This is a genomic window from Cognatishimia sp. MH4019 (assembly GCF_020177595.1).
Taxonomy (GTDB): Bacteria; Pseudomonadota; Alphaproteobacteria; order Rhodobacterales; family Rhodobacteraceae; genus JAHTBL01.
The window spans coordinates 503354-518944 of the sequence record NZ_JAHTBL010000001.1 but is presented as its reverse complement, the minus strand read 5'-3'; the positions used below and the strand labels follow the sequence as shown (position 1 = coordinate 518944).

Annotated in this window: 15 protein-coding genes; 12 read left to right on the top strand and 3 right to left on the bottom strand. The window is 59.0% G+C overall.

The window, feature by feature from the left end; translation table 11 throughout:
• Position 1: 1 nt before the first annotated feature.
• The 7 genes from KUW67_RS02515 (at position 2) to phoB (ending at position 7353) form a co-directional block, all read left to right on the top strand.
• Complete coding sequence (locus tag KUW67_RS02515) at positions 2 to 1042, top strand: cell wall metabolism sensor histidine kinase WalK (RefSeq protein WP_224823683.1); 1041 nt, start codon at positions 2 to 4, stop codon at positions 1040 to 1042.
• A 156-nt stretch (positions 1043 to 1198) separates the two neighbouring features.
• Positions 1199 to 2239, top strand: a complete 1041-nt coding sequence (locus KUW67_RS02510) for a substrate-binding domain-containing protein (RefSeq protein WP_224823682.1) — start codon at positions 1199 to 1201, stop codon at positions 2237 to 2239.
• Positions 2240 to 2323: 84 nt separating this feature from the next.
• Positions 2324 to 3784 carry a phosphate ABC transporter permease subunit PstC gene (gene pstC, locus KUW67_RS02505; RefSeq protein WP_224823681.1) on the top strand — a complete coding sequence of 487 codons (1461 nt, stop codon included), beginning with the start codon at positions 2324 to 2326 and terminating at the stop codon, positions 3782 to 3784.
• The gene (pstA, locus tag KUW67_RS02500) at positions 3781 to 5130 is read left to right on the top strand and encodes a phosphate ABC transporter permease PstA (RefSeq protein ID WP_224823680.1); all 1350 of its coding nucleotides are present in this window, start codon (positions 3781 to 3783) and stop codon (positions 5128 to 5130) included. Before pstC ends, pstA begins: the two co-directional genes overlap by 4 nt.
• A gap of 12 nt (positions 5131 to 5142) precedes the next feature.
• Positions 5143 to 5940, top strand: coding sequence for a phosphate ABC transporter ATP-binding protein PstB (pstB, locus tag KUW67_RS02495; RefSeq protein ID WP_224823679.1), 798 nt, complete (start codon positions 5143 to 5145; stop codon positions 5938 to 5940).
• The gene (phoU, locus tag KUW67_RS02490; protein WP_224823678.1) at positions 5941 to 6660 is read left to right on the top strand and encodes a phosphate signaling complex protein PhoU; all 720 of its coding nucleotides are present in this window, start codon (positions 5941 to 5943) and stop codon (positions 6658 to 6660) included.
• 3 nt (positions 6661 to 6663) lie between these two features.
• Positions 6664 to 7353 (top strand): phosphate regulon transcriptional regulator PhoB, encoded by a 690-nt coding sequence (phoB, locus tag KUW67_RS02485; protein ID WP_224823677.1) that lies wholly within the window; start codon positions 6664 to 6666, stop codon positions 7351 to 7353.
• On the opposite strand, the gene KUW67_RS02480 is transcribed toward phoB, so the two are convergent.
• From KUW67_RS02480 to KUW67_RS02470, 3 genes are all read right to left on the bottom strand, one after another.
• Positions 7338 to 8246, bottom strand: a complete 909-nt coding sequence (locus KUW67_RS02480; protein ID WP_224823814.1) for a mechanosensitive ion channel family protein — start codon at positions 8244 to 8246, stop codon at positions 7338 to 7340. The two genes, phoB and KUW67_RS02480, sit on opposite strands and share 16 nt — an antisense overlap.
• A 236-nt stretch (positions 8247 to 8482) precedes the next feature.
• Entirely contained in the window at positions 8483 to 9487 is a 1005-nt protein-coding gene (locus tag KUW67_RS02475) for a YeiH family protein (RefSeq protein WP_224823676.1), read from the bottom strand.
• 100 nt (positions 9488 to 9587) lie between these two features.
• The gene (locus KUW67_RS02470) at positions 9588 to 9986 is read right to left on the bottom strand and encodes a RidA family protein (protein ID WP_224823675.1); all 399 of its coding nucleotides are present in this window, start codon (positions 9984 to 9986) and stop codon (positions 9588 to 9590) included.
• 203 nt (positions 9987 to 10189) lie between these two features.
• Here KUW67_RS02470 and KUW67_RS02465 point away from each other — a divergent pair, with 203 nt between their 5' ends.
• The 5 genes from KUW67_RS02465 to KUW67_RS02445 all read left to right on the top strand — a co-directional run bounded on the left by KUW67_RS02465 (position 10190) and on the right by KUW67_RS02445 (position 15556).
• The gene (locus tag KUW67_RS02465) at positions 10190 to 11188 is read left to right on the top strand and encodes an ABC transporter substrate-binding protein (protein ID WP_224823674.1); all 999 of its coding nucleotides are present in this window, start codon (positions 10190 to 10192) and stop codon (positions 11186 to 11188) included.
• A gap of 122 nt (positions 11189 to 11310) precedes the next feature.
• A complete protein-coding gene (locus KUW67_RS02460) occupies positions 11311 to 12048 on the top strand; it encodes an ABC transporter ATP-binding protein (RefSeq protein WP_224823673.1) in 738 nt (245 codons plus the stop codon).
• Positions 12045 to 12893 carry an ABC transporter permease gene (locus KUW67_RS02455; protein WP_224823672.1) on the top strand — a complete coding sequence of 283 codons (849 nt, stop codon included), beginning with the start codon at positions 12045 to 12047 and terminating at the stop codon, positions 12891 to 12893. Before KUW67_RS02460 ends, KUW67_RS02455 begins: the two co-directional genes overlap by 4 nt.
• Positions 12893 to 14155 carry a cytosine deaminase gene (locus KUW67_RS02450; protein WP_224823671.1) on the top strand — a complete coding sequence of 421 codons (1263 nt, stop codon included), beginning with the start codon at positions 12893 to 12895 and terminating at the stop codon, positions 14153 to 14155. Before KUW67_RS02455 ends, KUW67_RS02450 begins: the two co-directional genes overlap by 1 nt.
• Positions 14156 to 15556 (top strand): FAD-binding oxidoreductase, encoded by a 1401-nt coding sequence (locus tag KUW67_RS02445; protein ID WP_224823670.1) that lies wholly within the window; start codon positions 14156 to 14158, stop codon positions 15554 to 15556.
• Positions 15557 to 15591 lie beyond the last annotated feature (35 nt).

Here is a 15591-nt window from a genome sequence, read left to right as displayed (position 1 = left end):
GATGAACAGCTCGCTGACCGCATCACTGTTGGAGGGTATCCCGCGCCCGTTGATCCTGATCGGCGCGAATGAGCGGATCGCTCAAGCCAATGCCCAGGCCCGCGCCATGTTTGGCGATACCATCACAGGGCGGCATTTCGTGACCGTGCTGCGCCAGCCATCGCTGATCGACAGTATCGAGCGGGTTCTGGTGGACGAAAAACTGCACAGCGCGCGGCATTTTTCGAACGAGGCCGGGCGCGAGACGATGTTTCAGGTCGATTGCGCCCCGGTGGAAGGGGGCGGCGTGCTGCTGACCTTTGATGACATCACCCATCTGCGCGAAGCCGAGCAGATCCGGCGCGATTTCGTGGCCAATGTCAGCCACGAGCTGCGCACGCCGCTGACGGCTTTGCTGGGCTTTATCGAGACGCTGCAAGGCCCTGCGAAGAATGACGCGGCGGCGCATGAGCGATTTTTGGGCATCATGGCGCGGGAGGCCGCGCGGATGAACCGGCTGGTCCAGGACCTGCTGTCGCTGAGCCGGGTCGAGACCGAAGAGCGGATGCGCCCCACGCAGGACGTGGATATCTACAACACGGTCAGCATGACGCTGAACGCGCTGACGCCCATGGCGGAAACCGCGGGCGTCCAGTTCCAGATGCGCGGCGCGTCAGGGCCAATCATGGTGCAGGGCGATGGGGACCAGTTGCGGCAGGTCTTCACCAACCTGATCGAGAACGGAATCAAGTATGGCTCCAAAGGGGGCGAAGTCGCAGTGGAGTTCAGCTTGAGCGACCGCGACGCGCGGCTGCGCGCTCCCAGCGTTGCAATCAGCGTCATCGACAAAGGCGAAGGCTTCGATCCGATCCATATTCCGCGACTCACCGAGCGGTTTTACCGGGTGGATTCGCACCGCTCGCGGGAAATGGGTGGCACCGGGCTGGGTCTGGCCATCGTCAAGCATATGGTGAACCGTCACAGAGGCCGTATTCGCGTGGAAAGTGCGGTGGGTGAGGGTGCTAAGTTTACAGTGGTTTTGCCCCTAAAAACGAACAGCTAAAGCCTTTTTTCCAAGGCTGCACCGGATCATCTCAGGAACGCACCGGGCGCTGTCATAAAACTGTTACGTATCTGTCACAAAAGCATTGCACCGGACCCATAGGCAGCCCTCAAGGCCGCTGTTTTGGGCGGTCACAGACATTACAGGAGTTCACTCATGTCTTTTGCGAAACTGTCCGTATCTGCTCTGGCAATCGCGACCATTTCTGCAACCGCTTCTTATGCACGTGACAACGTGCAGGTTGCCGGTTCCTCCACCGTTCTGCCTTACGCGGCCATCGTGGCCGAAGCCTTCGGCGAAAACTTCGACTTCCCGACCCCCGTTGTTGAATCGGGCGGCTCCTCGGCTGGTCTGAAGCGTTTCTGTGAGGGTGTTGGCGCCAACACAATCGACATTGCAAACGCTTCCCGCGCGATCCGCGAAAAAGAAGTAGCTGCATGTGCAGAAGCCGGTGTCACCGACATCATCGAAGTCCGCATTGGTTATGACGGCATCGTCTTTGCCAGCCAGTTGACCGGCCCCGCATTCACCGCGTTCGAGCCCTCTGATTGGTTCAACGCGCTGGCCACTCAGGTACTGGTTGATGGCGAAATCGTCGACAACCCGCACCAGCAGTGGGCCGACTTCAACAGTGACCTGCCTGCTGTTGATATCGCAGCCTTCATCCCCGGCACCAAGCACGGCACCCGCGAAGTCTTCGAAGAGAAGGTCCTGCTGCAGGGCTGCGAAGACACCGGCGCCATGGCAGCCATGATGGAAGCCGGCATGTCCGAGGACGACGCTGAAGGCGCTTGCATGGCTGTGCGCACCGACGGCAAATCCGTGGACATCGACGGTGACTACACCGAAACGCTGGCCCGCATCGACAGCAACGCAGAAGGCGTTGGCGTCTTTGGTCTGGCCTTCTACGAGAACAACACCGACAAGCTGAAAGTTGCCACGATGAACGGTGTCGCACCGTCCACCGAGACGATCTCGACCGGCGAATACCCCGTGTCGCGTCCGCTGTTCTTCTACATCAAGAAAGCACATATCGGCGTGATCCCCGGCCTGAAAGAATTCGCTGAGTTCTTCGTGTCCGACGAGATCGCAGGTGGGTCTGGCCCGCTGGCCCAGTATGGCCTCGTCTCGGACCCCGAGCTGGCAGACACCCAGCAGATGGTGGCTGACGAGCAGGTCATGGACGCAAGCATGTAATCAGGCGCAATGCCTCAGCAAAACGGACGGGGGCTGTTATGGCCCCCGTCTTGTCTGACGACCCACATCTGCGGAGCTGCCTAGATGTCCGTTTTCTTCCTTTTGATCATTGTGCTTGGCTTTGGCGCGCTTGGGTTTGTGCTGGGCCGCAGCCGGGCGTTGGCCTCTGCCGATGGCAATATTCGCAACCTGCATTCGCTGCCCAATTACTATGGCTTCAATGTCGCGTTGAGCACGATCATCCCTGCGCTGGGATTGCTGGCCATCCTGTCGCTGGTTCTGCCGATCCTGATTGACAACCGCGTGTCGACGTTCATTCCCGCTGACAGCATTTCCGAGGATACGACCCGGTCACTGGTCATGTCTGATGTGCGCCGGGTGGCGGACGGGCTTGATACGGCCGTCGCCGCAGGTGCCATGACCGAGGACGAGGCGCAAACGGTCAGCACAGAGACCACCGATGTGCGCGAACGTCTGGGCGCGGTCGGCGTCGCACTTGGCTCGAACGTAGAGCCGTTCGTGCTGCGTGCTGCACAAAGCTATCGCGCGCAGGCCGCGGCGGCGCAGCTCTGGACGACTTTTCTGATTATCGGCGTGGCTATCGGAGGGTTCGCGATCTCGTTTCTGCGCACGAACCGGGAATTCCGCGCACGCAATGTGGTCGAGAACGGGGTGCTGGTGCTGCTGATGGCTGCCGCCTCCATCGCAATCCTGACGACGCTTGGTATCGTCTTTTCGATGGTCTTCGAGACGCGCAACTTCTTTCAGGACTATCATTGGACAGACTTTTTCTTTGGCACTACGTGGTCGCCCAATTTCCGGGGTGACAGCGATCTGGGCATTATCCCGTTGCTGTGGGGCACGCTTTACATCAGCTTCATCGCGCTGCTGGTGGCGGTGCCGATCGGTCTGTTCGCCGCGATCTATCTAAGCGAATACGCAACTCATAAATTCCGCAGTTTTGCCAAACCCGCGATTGAGATCCTCGCCGGTATCCCGACCATCGTTTACGGCCTTTTCGCACTGATCACGGTTGGGCCGTTCTTGCGGGATTACTTTGCGCAACCCTCTGGCCTGGGCGAAAGCGCCTCGTCGGTGATGACGGCAGGGCTGGTGATGGGCATTATGCTGATCCCGTTCGTGTCCTCGCTGTCTGACGACATCATCAACGCCGTGCCGCAATCCATGCGCGATGGCTCGCTGGGGATCGGGGCGACCCATTCCGAGACGATCCGCCAAGTGGTGTTACCCGCCGCCTTGCCGGGCATTGTGGGCGCTGTGCTGCTGGCCGCCTCGCGGGCGATTGGCGAGACGATGATCGTGGTGTTGGGGGCAGGGGCCGCGGCCCGACTGGACCTTAATCCGTTCGAGGCGATGACAACCGTCACCGTGAAGATCGTCAGTCAATTGACCGGCGACACTGATTTTGCCTCGCCCGAGACGCTGGTCGCCTTCGCCCTTGGCCTGACGCTGTTCGTCATCACGCTGGGGCTTAATGTCTTCGCGCTTTATATCGTGCGCAAATACCGGGAGCAGTACGAATGACCGATCTGTCCGCTGGCGGCATCCCCGCCGCCCGTCCCAAGTCGTCTTTGCTGACCGAGGACGCCCGCACCAAGAAACGCAACGCAGCCGAACGGCGCTTCAAGATATACGGCCTGAGCGCTGTGCTTTTGGGTGTGGCGGCGCTGGTCATGTTGCTGATCTCGATCCTCGGAAACGGTCTGAGCGCCTTTCAGCAGACCTATGTAACGCTGCAGGTCGAACTGCCCGCCGAGACCTTGGACAAGGAAGGCAACCGCAATCGCGACGAGATGGCGAAAGTGTCGACCTTTGGGTATTCACCGCTGATCGCGGTCGCGGTTGAAAATGCCGTCACCGAAGCCGGGATCGAAACAGAGCTGTCGCCGCAAGACCAAGGCGACATCATCTCGAAAGAGGCGGCGGCTCAACTGCGCAACTTCGTCCTCGCCAATCCAAACGTGGTGGGCGAGACGATCACGTTTGAGTTCCTCGCCAATGGCCGGATTGATGGCTATCTGAAAGACCGCGTGACCCGCGAGACCGCTGCTCTGGACAAGAACGTCTCGCCCGGGCAGTTAGATCTGACAGATGCGCTGCAAGAGGCAGGCATCCTAGAGCAACGCTTTAACTGGGCGTTCCTGACGATGCCCGATGCGTCAGGCCAGCGGCCCGAAGCGGCGGGTCTGGGTGTGGCCATCATGGGCTCGCTTTACATGATGCTGATCGTGTTGGGGCTGGCGCTGCCCATCGGTGTGGCTGCGTCGATCTATCTGGAGGAGTTCGCGCCAAAGAACCGGATCACGGATATCATCGAGGTGAACATCTCGAACCTCGCCGCGGTGCCGTCGATTGTGTTCGGTATTCTGGGCCTTGCGATCTTCATCAACTTTGCAGGCTTGCCTCAATCGGCGCCCATCGTGGGCGGTCTGGTGCTAACGCTGATGACACTGCCCACGATCATCATCGCCACGCGGGCCTCGCTGAAATCAGTGCCGCCGTCCATTCGGGATGCCGCACTTGGTGTCGGGGCCTCGAAAATGCAGAGCGTCTTTCACCACGTTCTGCCGCTGGCCGCGCCGGGCATTCTGACAGGCACCATCATCGGGCTGGCGCAGGCTTTGGGTGAAACGGCCCCGCTGTTGCTGATCGGCATGGTGGCGTTCGTGCGCGAATACCCCTCCGGCCCGCCGGAAGGCTTTTTCGACCCTGCTTCGGCCTTGCCGGTGCAGATTTACAACTGGACCCAACGCTCGGACCCTGCCTTTGTGGAACGTGCCTCCGGGGCCATCATCGTGCTGCTGATCTTCTTGGTCAGCATGAACGCACTGGCAATTTTCCTACGTCGCCGCTTTGAGCGTCGCTGGTAAGGGGGACGAAACATGGACGATCTAAGAATAGTGGAGAGAGACGTGGACGCCAAAGAGACCAAAATCTCGGCCAAGAATGTGCAGGTCTATTATGGCGACAACCACGCCATCAAGGACGTGAATGTCGAGATTGCAGACAAGACCGTGACGGCGTTTATCGGCCCTTCGGGGTGTGGCAAGTCGACCTTCCTGCGCTGCATCAACCGGATGAATGACACGATTGATGTCTGCCGCGTGGAAGGAGACATCGCCATTGATGGCGAAGATATCTACGACCGCAAGGTCGATCCGGTGCAACTGCGCGCCAAGGTGGGGATGGTGTTTCAGAAACCCAATCCGTTCCCCAAGTCGATCTATGACAATATCGCCTACGGCCCGCGCATCCACGGTCTGGCCAAGAACAAGGCCGATCTGGACAACATCGTCGAGCAATCCCTGCGCCGTGGCGCGATCTGGGACGAGGTCAAGGACCGCCTGCATGAACCCGGCACCGGCCTGTCGGGTGGTCAGCAACAGCGCTTGTGCATTGCGCGCGCTGTCGCCACAGAGCCGGAGGTTTTGCTGATGGACGAGCCGTGTTCCGCGCTCGACCCGATTGCGACCGCACAGGTCGAGGAGCTGATTGACGAGCTGCGCCAGAACTATTCCGTGGTGATCGTCACGCACTCGATGCAGCAGGCCGCGCGGGTCAGCCAGAAAACGGCATTCTTCCATCTCGGATATCTCGTCGAATACGGAGAAACCGGCACGATCTTCACCAACCCCGAAGATCCCCGGACCGAAAGCTATATCACAGGGCGGATCGGATAAATGAACACGGACGAACAACACATCGCATCGGCATATGATCGTGATCTGGAGGCCATTCAGGCCCTGATCATGAAAATGGGCGGGCTTGTGGAAGCCGCGATCATCCAAAGCGCGAAGTCGCTGGAAGAACGCGACGTCGATCTTGCGGAAAAGGTGCGCCTTGCGGACCGCGCCATCGACGATCTGGAAGAGCGGATCAATGACGAGGCGGCCCGCGTCATTGCTTTGCGCGCGCCCACTGCAGGCGATCTGCGCACGGTTCTCAGCGTGATGAAGATCAGCGCCAATCTGGAGCGGGTCGGCGATTACGCCAAGAACATGGCCAAGCGCACGGGCGTTCTGGTGCAGATGGCACCCGTCAATGGCTCTCCGGCGGCGATCCGGCGGATGGCCAAAGAGGTTGAGGTGATGCTGAAAGACGCGCTGGACGCCTATATCCAGCGCGATGCCGAACTGGCTGCAGACGTCATCAACCGCGATATCGACGTGGACCAGATGTATAACGCGCTGTTTCGCGAATTCCTGACTTTCATGATGGAAGACCCGCGCAATATCACGGCCTGCATGCATCTGCATTTCATTGCCAAGAACATCGAACGCATGGGCGATCATGTGACCAATATCGCCGAGCAGGTGATCTATCTGGTCACCGGCGAGCGCCCAGACGAGATGCGTGCCAAGAAAGACCGCACATCGGTCGATGTGATCAAGGAGGCCTAACTCATGCCGGGCGATCAACCCACCGTATTGCTGGTCGAGGACGAGCCTGCGCAGCGGGAAGTGCTTGCCTATAATCTGGAGGCCGAAGGCTTCCGGGTGGCGCGTGCAGAGAATGGCGAAGAAGGCCTGCTTCTGGTCGACGAGGAAGCACCGGACGTGATCGTGCTGGACTGGATGCTGCCCTCGGTATCAGGCATCGAAGTGTGCCGGCGCTTGAAGATGCGCTCGGATACGCGCGGTATCCCGGTGATCATGCTGTCGGCGCGGTCCGAAGAAGTGGACCGGGTGCGCGGATTAGAGACCGGCGCAGATGACTATGTGGTCAAGCCCTATTCCGTGGTTGAACTGATGGCGCGCGTCCGCACGCAGCTGCGGCGCACTCGGCCAGCCGCGATTGGCGAGCGGTTGGAGTTTGAGGACATTGTTCTGGATGCCGAAACCCACCGGGTGACCCGCAATGGCGATGCGCTCAAGCTGGGCCCGACCGAATTTCGCCTGCTCTCTACGCTGATGGAAAAGCCGGGCCGCGTCTGGTCCCGCGATCAGCTGCTCGACCGGGTCTGGGGCCGCGATATCTATGTCGATACGCGCACGGTCGACGTCCATGTCGGACGGCTTCGCAAAGCGCTCTGCCAGTTTGGTGGTGATGACCCGGTGCGCACAGTGCGCGGTGCGGGTTACGCGCTTGGCTGAGGATCGGCCTCGCCCGTTTCTGGCGACCTGTCGCGATTCTGCTGCTTCACGGGCAACGCTTCTTTGAAGGTCAGCGTGCGATAGGGGAACGGTATCTCGATGCCCGCATCGTCCAGCGCACGTTTCACAGCGCCCACGACCTGATCGCGGGAGCGGCGCACATCAACGGGTTTCGAACCTGTCCACCACGTCACTTCAAAATTGATGGAGGAGCTTGCGAACTCCTGCGCAAAAATCTGGATCGGTTTGTCGTCCTGATAAACCGTGTCGCAGCTTTCCACGGCTTTGCGGATCACATCGCGCGACTGGTCCACATCTTCGTCATACGCGACCCCGCAAATCACGGTGACCCTGCGCTTGTCCTGATCGGTGCGCACGGTCAGAGGGTTCTTGAACAGAATGGAATTGGGCACGATCACAAGCTGCCCATCGGTCTGGCGGATATGGCTTTCACGGATCGCAATCTGCTCGACCTTGCCTTCAAGATCTTCGCATTCGATAAAGTCTCCGATGCGCATCTCGCGACGAAAGAGAATGATGATCCCGGCCAGAAAGTTCTCAAATACGTCCTTGAACGCGAACCCGATCGCGACAGAACCAATGCCAAGCCCGGCCAAAATGCTGGACGGTGTAAGGCCCGGAAAGACGATCACAGCGGCAATCATCAGCCCAAGGACCCAGACCAGGATCGATATCAGAAGCGAAAAGAGCTCTTTCAGGCTTTGCCGCAGATTCGTGTTCGAAAGCGCCTTTCCCATACCATATTTGACCAGCTTGTTCAGCAGAACTGTCAGAATAAGAACAACAATCGCGACAGCGATCTGAGGCAGAATTTCAATCGAGCCACGCGCGATTTCGCGGAGCTGGTCAAAGAGGATTGCGACGGGTTCCAGCGGTCTTCTCCTTAGCAATTGCGCGACACCAACGCACCAACGCGACCTTTGGTTTCCATCCATGATCCGGGCAGTGCTGTCTGTCTTCCTCGTCAGGATGCATCGCTATGAAATCGCCCGCTCAGGCGTTAACCATTTGTAAAGATTTGTATCGAGCTCGAGGTTTGTTCCGGTTATGCGCAGCTGTGCCGACTGGTGGCCCTTTGGGAGGCCACAGAGGACACGCTGTTTTTGCCTTAAGCGCTTTGCAGCCAGAACAGCACAGAGACGGTGAGCGCTCCGATAAAGGCGGTTTCGACGATCAAAAGCGCGATGGCAGCGCCGCCCACGTCTATTACATCGCGCAGGGATGTCTTGAGACCCACTGCAGCGATGGCAGTCAGCAGAGCCCAGCGAGAGGTTTCCGTGGCCAGGGCGATGACCGGGGCAGGGAACACACCAAACGAATTCAGCGTCACCAGCACAACGAAGGCCACGACAAAAGACGGCACGATGGGCGGGCGCTCCGCTGCTGCGTCTTGCACGACGTAGCGACGGATGATCAGGGACGCGACAAGGATCACAGGCGCCAGCATCGCGACGCGGATCAGCTTGACGATGGTTGCAACCTCGCCGGTTTCCTCGGACACAGAGAACCCAGCGCCGACGACCTGCGCCACATCATGGATCGTTGCCCCGATGAAAATACCAGCAAACTGGGTGCCGAAGCCAAACAGATCGGCCAGGATCGGATAGACGATCATCGCGATTGTCGACAGCAGCGTGACACCGACAACGGTGAAGACCAACCGCTCTTCGGTGCGCTCGTCCTTGGGCAAGATGGCGGAAATGGCCATTGCCGCCGAGGCCCCGCAAATCGCCACCGAACCCGCCGACAGGAACGCAAAACGGGGGCCGTGACCAAACAGGCGCGCGATGCTCATCCCGAAAAGGATCGTCGCGATCACGCCGCCGACGACCAACGTGACGATGGGCCAACCCAATTCCGACGCCATCTCGAAACTGATGCGCATGCCCAGCAGGGCCACACCAAAGCGCAGCACGGTCTTGGCGGAGAACGCGATGCCGTCGGCGCATTTGCCGTCCTCGGAGAGGAAGTTCAGTGCGATCCCGAAAAGCAGGGCCATGAGCATGGCAGGCGCGCCGTAATGCTCGGAAATGAACTGTGCGGCCAAGGCGATCAGGCCCGAGATCAGAACGCCGGGGAATAGGGCTTTCACGGTTTCGATCTTGTTGGTCATTCTGGCTTCCCCGGCCGTTGGTTCATGGCCGATTCTGCGTCGCGGCAAAAATCAGATTGCACAGGTCGTGCCGTAGAATGCCCCTGGCGGCAAGGATTGATTAGGTCGGCGACGGCGCCTGGGCGGTCACTTCGATCTCGACCGTAAACTCTGGTCGGGTGAAGCCCGCGACAATAACAAGTGTGGAGGCGGGCAGGGTCGTGACCTCGGCCAGCCACGCATCGCGCGCCGCCATATAGCCTGCCATATGGGCGCGGTCGGTGACAAAGGCATTGATCCGCAACACGTCACTCCGCCTCGCCCCTGCATCGGTCAGGATCGCATCGATATTGGCAAAACAGATCTGTGCTTGCGCCTGCGTACTGTCGGGAATCGTGCCATCGGCAGCCAATCCCAGCTGTCCAGAGGTGACAAGAATGGACGCGCCTGGATCACTGACAGCGCCATGGGCGTAGCGGGCAAATGGCGGGGCGATGGTCTGCGGGATCAGTGATTTCATGCCTTAGGCTGACCTGCTCGCCGATGGGTTGCAAGCGTTTGCAGAGGGGCAATATAAAAAACGCAAAAAAATTATGCACGTTTGAAGAAACTGCCGCTAGGTTAAGCGTAACGCTGCCGGTCAAGAGTTGCCTGCCTCCGCTGTCTTTCCTTTGGGACAGGCGGACTCCATCCTGAGCAGCGACCAACATCTGGAGGATGAAAATGTCACTGAAACCCACTCTGACAGCACTGATGCTTGCCACTGTCGCAGCGACACCCGCCGTCGCCGAGAACGCCAAAGTTGTCTTCGGAACAAACTGGCTGGCACAGGCCGAACATGGCGGCTTTTATCAATCCGTGGCCGATGGCACCTATGCCGCATGCGGTCTGGATGTCGAGATCATCTCGGGCGGTCCGCAAGTGAACAACCGCGCGCTGATGCTGGCGGGGCGCATTGATTACCATATGGGTGGTGATTTACTGCAGGCGTTCAACGCTGTGAAAGAGGGCATCCCGGTGGTCGCTGTGGCCGCAACCTTCCAGAAGCATCCGCAGGTGCTGGTGGCGCATCCAGATGTGGAAAGCTGGGAAGGTCTGAAAGACCGCACGCTGCTGATCGGCGACAATGGCTTCACCAGCTATTACCAGTGGATGATCGCAGAGCATGGCTTCACTGTTGAGCAGAGGCAGCCTTACACGTTCAACCCTGCGCCCTTCCTTGCCGATACCAGCGTTGCGATGCAAGGCTACTTGAGCTCCGAGCCGTATCTTGTTGAAAAAGAGGGTGGATTTGAACCTAACATCTTCCTGATCGCGGATAATGGCTTTTCCAGCTACGCGACCACAATCGAGACGATGCAGGCCACGATTGACGAAAAGCCCGAGCAGGTGAAGTGCTTTGTCGAAGGCTCCATCAAGGGGTGGTACAACTACCTGTATGGCGATCCCAGCGGTGCGAATGAGCTGATCAAGGCCGCCAACCCCGACATGACCGACGACAAGATTGCCTATGCCATCGGCAAGATGAAGGATTGGGGCATCGTCGACAGTGGCGACGCGCTGGAGATGGGCATCGGTGTGATGACCGATGAGGTCGTCAATGATTTCTACGCCAAGATGGTCAATGCCGGCGTGATCGAAGAGGGGCTGGACGTTTCGGCCGCCTACACGCTGGAGTTTGTCGGCAATGGCGTTGGCATGGATCTGAAGCCCGGCGGCTAATGTTGGCAGAGAACACTGGGTGCGCGTTCGCGGATGCGCACCCCAATTTATAAAAAGTCCCACATCTGTCGAGGGAGGCAGCTCTGTTGTTACCGATTGATCAGCGCCCAACTGTTTTGCGAATGTCCAATGTTAACAAGACCTTCAACGGCAATGTTGTCGCGCTTAACGGCATGTCCATGACTGTCGGTCAGGGCGATTTCATCTCGCTTCTGGGGCCATCGGGCTGCGGGAAGTCGACTGCGTTGCGGCTAATCTCGGATCTGATGGTGCCAACCAGCGGAAAGATTGACTGGGAAGGCGGCCATGAGGTGGGTGATCTGGGCGTTGTCTTTCAGGAACCCACACTGATGCCATGGGCAACGGTGGCGCAGAACGTGTGGCTGCCCTACCGACTGCGTGGGAAGTCCTACGCAAGTGTGAAAGACGAGGTTCTGGAAGCACTGAAACTGGTCGGATTGGAGAAGTTTCAAAACAGCTATCCGCGCGAGTTATCCGGTGGGATGAAGATGCGCGTGTCGATTGCGCGGGCGATGGTGACACGGCCTCGGCTTATCCTGATGGATGAGCCATTCGCCGCTTTGGACGAGATCACGCGCTTTAAGTTGAACAACGATCTTCTTGAACTTAAAGCGAAAATCAATTGCACAGTGATCTTCGTGACCCACTCGGTTTTCGAATCCGTCTTCCTGAGCGATCGGATTATCGTCATGGCCGCGCGCCCCGGACGGGTTATTCAGGAACTGCACGTGGATGAAGGCTATCCGCGCTCGGAAGAGTTCCGAACATCGGCTGAATATGCCGCCTATTGCCGACAGGCGACCGACGCGCTGCATCTGGCGATGGGGGAAGCGGCGTGAGCATTGCTGAAAACACACCCGTCGTCGACAGTCACGAGGTCCGCCGCCAGCGCGCCAAACGGATGGAGAAGCTGGGTCGCTGGTCGCTGCCAGTTGTCGTCATGCTGGCCACGCTGCTGCTGTGGGACCGGATCGTCGTCTGGAACGAAATTCCGCATTATATCTTGCCGGGGCCGGGACGAGTTTGGGACAGCCTTGTCAACGACTGGGGCATCCTGTGGGAGGCCGGTTTGCTAACCGGCAAGATCACGTTGATGGCCTTGGCCTTGGCGATTGTCGGCGGTGCTGGCTTGGCGATCCTCTTCAACCAATCGCGCATGGTCGAGATGTCGTTCTACCCTTACGCAGTGATTTTGCAGGTCACGCCTGTCGTGTCCATCGCGCCGCTGATTTTTATCTATGTCGATAGCAAAACAGCGGGTATGTTGCTCTGCGCGTGGATTGTGGCGTTTTTTCCTGTGCTGAGCTCAACCACCTTGGGGCTGAACTCGGTTGATCATAACTTGCGCGATTTGTATCGGATTTACGGGGCCAGTCGCTGGCAAAAGCTGTGGATGCTGCAACTCCCTTCGGCTTTGCCTTACTTCCTTGGTGGCTTGAAAATCGCAGGCGGTCTGAGCCTGATCGGTGCGGTTGTGGCCGAACTGGTCGCAGGTACGGGTGGCGTGGGCGCAGGGCTTGCGGCGCGCATTCAAGAGGCGGGCTATCGCTTGAATATCGCCCGAATGTTCGCAGCACTCACGCTGGTGGCTGCGATGGGCGTCTTCATCTTTGCGGCCCTGTCACTGCTGTCGCACTTGCTGCTGCGCAAGTGGCACGAAAGTGCGCTGAGCCGCGAGACCTGATGGCGATGCGCGCTCTGCCCAGCGGCAATCTGACACTGCAAAACGTGACGATCCCCGCCTGCCTGATCGGGCAGGAGGGGGACCTGATCCGCACCGATATCAGCATCGCCGATGGGCGGATTGCGGAACCGCAAGCGCTGGCCGTGGATATGGCGGGGGCGATGGTGTTTCCGACATTCGTCGACATGCACACCCATTTGGATAAGGGGCATATCTGGGGGCGTGCACCGAACCCCGATGGCACGTTTATGGGGGCGTTGACAACCGTGGCCGCCGACCGTGCCGCCAATTGGTCGGCGGATGATGTGCGCACGCGGATGGAGTTTTCCCTGCGCTGCGCATTTGCTTACGGGACAGGGGCCATCCGCACGCATCTGGACAGTATCCCGCCGCAGGATGATATCTCTTGGCCCGTCTTCCGCGACTTGCGCGATGAATGGGCAGGGCGGATTGACCTGCAAGCTGCTTGCCTGATCGGGTGTGACAGCATGGAGGCAGATGGCACGTTTAAGCACACCGCAGATGTCGTTGCTGAATCAGGCGGCGTGCTGGGTATGGTGACCTATCCGGTGCCTGACTTGAAAGACCGCCTTCTGGGCTTTTTCAAACTGGCATCAGAGCGGGGCCTCAGCGCGGATTTCCATGTGGATGAGACGATGGATGCGTCCTCGGAAACGCTGCGGATGATTGCCGAAACCGCGTTAGAGATCGGGTTCGAAAAGCCCATTGTCGTGGGTCATTGCTGTTCGCTGTCCACGCAGGATGAAGCCCGGGCGATGGACACGCTTGATCTGGTGGCAAAGGCGGGGATCAACGTGGTCAGCCTGCCGATGTGCAACCTTTACCTGCAAGACCGCCATGCGCACCGCACGCCGCGCGGGCGCGGGATTACGCTGGTGCATGAGATGAAGGCGCGCGGGATCAATGTCTCGTTTGCCTCGGACAACACGCGCGATCCGTTCTATGCTTACGGCGATCTGGATATGATCGAAGTGATGCGGCAGGCCACGCGGATCGGGCATCTGGATCATACCGGCACGGATTGGGCGCATAGCTTTATCACCAATCCGGCAAGGGCGTGCGGCTTTGAGGTGCCATCGCTCGCAGTGGGTGCGCCTGCTGATCTTGTGATCTGCTCGGCCCGCTCATGGACCGAATTTTACGCGCGGCCCCAAGCCGACCGCGTTGTCTTGCGTGCGGGCCAAGCGATGGACACGTCGCTGCCCGATTACGCCGAACTAGACGAACTGATGGAGAGCTGAATGCAACCGAATGTCGCCGCCGCCAAAGAGGCCCTGAGCCATCTGGAGATCGAAACCTCGGAGGCTGCAATCAAATCGAAAAGCCGCGATTTCTTTTGGTACTCGCCGGTGCTGAAAGACCGTCTGGACCATGTGGTCGCGGATTTCGTGGTGGCCCCGAAAGACGAGGCCGAGGTGATCGAGGTCTTGAAAACGTGCTATGCCCATGACGTGCCGGTGACGACACGCGGGGCAGGGACGGGCAATTACGGCCAAGCCATGCCTCTGGCGGGCGGCTGTGTGATGCATTTGAAAAACATGGCGTCGGTCACGAAGGTCTACCCGGGTGGCTGTGTGGTGCAGCCGGGCTGTCTATTGAAAGACCTGGATGCCCATACGAAGGAGCATTCGGGGCAGGAGTTGCGGATGTTTTCCTCGACCTGGGCGACGGCGACGATTGGCGGGTTCATTGCAGGTGGATCGGGCGGCGTAGGGTCCTGCACATGGGGGTCTTTGCGCGATCTGGGCAACATTATCCGTCTGCGGGTCGTGACGATGGAGGAAGAGCCGCGCATTCTGGAATTCCGCGGTGAAGAACTGGCACGCGTCAGCCATGCCTATGGCACCAACGGGATCATCACGGAACTAGAGATTCCCCTAGCCCCCGCTTACGACTGGGTCGAGATGTTTCTGGGCTTTGATGACTTCATGGAGGCCACGCGCTTTACCGAAGAGCTGGCCAACGAGGACGGTATTCTTATCAAGCTGGCCACGGTGCATGAGGCGCCCACGGCGCATGATTATTTCCAACGCGTGAAGCCCTACGTAACCCCAGAGACGACAACCGTGGGGCTGATGGTAGCCCCGCACTCTATGGACGGGTTCGAAACGTTCATGGCGCGGCGTCCGGCGGCCAAGATGGTCTACCGCAGTGACGACAATGATTGGGAACGCGGCCCCGGCCATGTGTTTGAATATGGCTGGAACCACACGACGCTACGCGCGCTGAAGGTCGATCCGTCGATCACCTATCTGCAAGTGCGCTACGGCTTCCCCGAGCATCTGAAACTAATCGAAAAGATGCGCGATGAGTTCTCGCCCGAGGTTCTCCAGCATCTCGAAGTGCTGCGCGAGAACGGCAAGGTGATGTTTGCGGGGCTGTCTTTGGTGAAGTTCACCTCAGAAGAGCGGCTGGACGAAATTATTCGGATCCACGAAGAGGCCGGTGCGATGATCTTTAACCCGCACCGCTATACCTTGGAAGAAGGTGGGCGGCAGACGGTGGATGACCGCCAGCTGGCCTTCAAGAAAGAGGCCGATCCGAAGGGTTTGTTGAACCCCGGCAAGATGATCGCCTGGGACGATCCGGACCATGATTTCGCGCAGATGTATGCATATCCGAAAATGCAGGCGGCGGAGTAAGGCAGCTTTGAGTATTTTTGCAAAGATGAAACAGG

What these genes read in the sequence shown, in the direction of transcription:
- KUW67_RS02515 (WP_224823683.1), top strand. Translation starts at nt 2, where the DNA reads ATGAACAGCTCGCTGACCGCATCACTGTTGGAGGGTATCCCGCGCCCG.
- KUW67_RS02510 (WP_224823682.1), top strand. Translation starts at nt 1,199, where the DNA reads ATGTCTTTTGCGAAACTGTCCGTATCTGCTCTGGCAATCGCGACCATT.
- pstC (WP_224823681.1), top strand. Translation starts at nt 2,324, where the DNA reads ATGTCCGTTTTCTTCCTTTTGATCATTGTGCTTGGCTTTGGCGCGCTT.
- pstA (WP_224823680.1), top strand. Translation starts at nt 3,781, where the DNA reads ATGACCGATCTGTCCGCTGGCGGCATCCCCGCCGCCCGTCCCAAGTCG.
- pstB (WP_224823679.1), top strand. Translation starts at nt 5,143, where the DNA reads ATGGACGATCTAAGAATAGTGGAGAGAGACGTGGACGCCAAAGAGACC.
- phoU (WP_224823678.1), top strand. Translation starts at nt 5,941, where the DNA reads ATGAACACGGACGAACAACACATCGCATCGGCATATGATCGTGATCTG.
- phoB (WP_224823677.1), top strand. Translation starts at nt 6,664, where the DNA reads ATGCCGGGCGATCAACCCACCGTATTGCTGGTCGAGGACGAGCCTGCG.
- KUW67_RS02475 (WP_224823676.1), bottom strand. Translation starts at nt 9,487, where the DNA reads ATGACCAACAAGATCGAAACCGTGAAAGCCCTATTCCCCGGCGTTCTG.
- KUW67_RS02470 (WP_224823675.1), bottom strand. Translation starts at nt 9,986, where the DNA reads ATGAAATCACTGATCCCGCAGACCATCGCCCCGCCATTTGCCCGCTAC.
- KUW67_RS02465 (WP_224823674.1), top strand. Translation starts at nt 10,190, where the DNA reads ATGTCACTGAAACCCACTCTGACAGCACTGATGCTTGCCACTGTCGCA.
- KUW67_RS02460 (WP_224823673.1), top strand. Translation starts at nt 11,311, where the DNA reads ATGTCCAATGTTAACAAGACCTTCAACGGCAATGTTGTCGCGCTTAAC.
- KUW67_RS02450 (WP_224823671.1), top strand. Translation starts at nt 12,893, where the DNA reads ATGGCGATGCGCGCTCTGCCCAGCGGCAATCTGACACTGCAAAACGTG.
- KUW67_RS02445 (WP_224823670.1), top strand. Translation starts at nt 14,156, where the DNA reads ATGCAACCGAATGTCGCCGCCGCCAAAGAGGCCCTGAGCCATCTGGAG.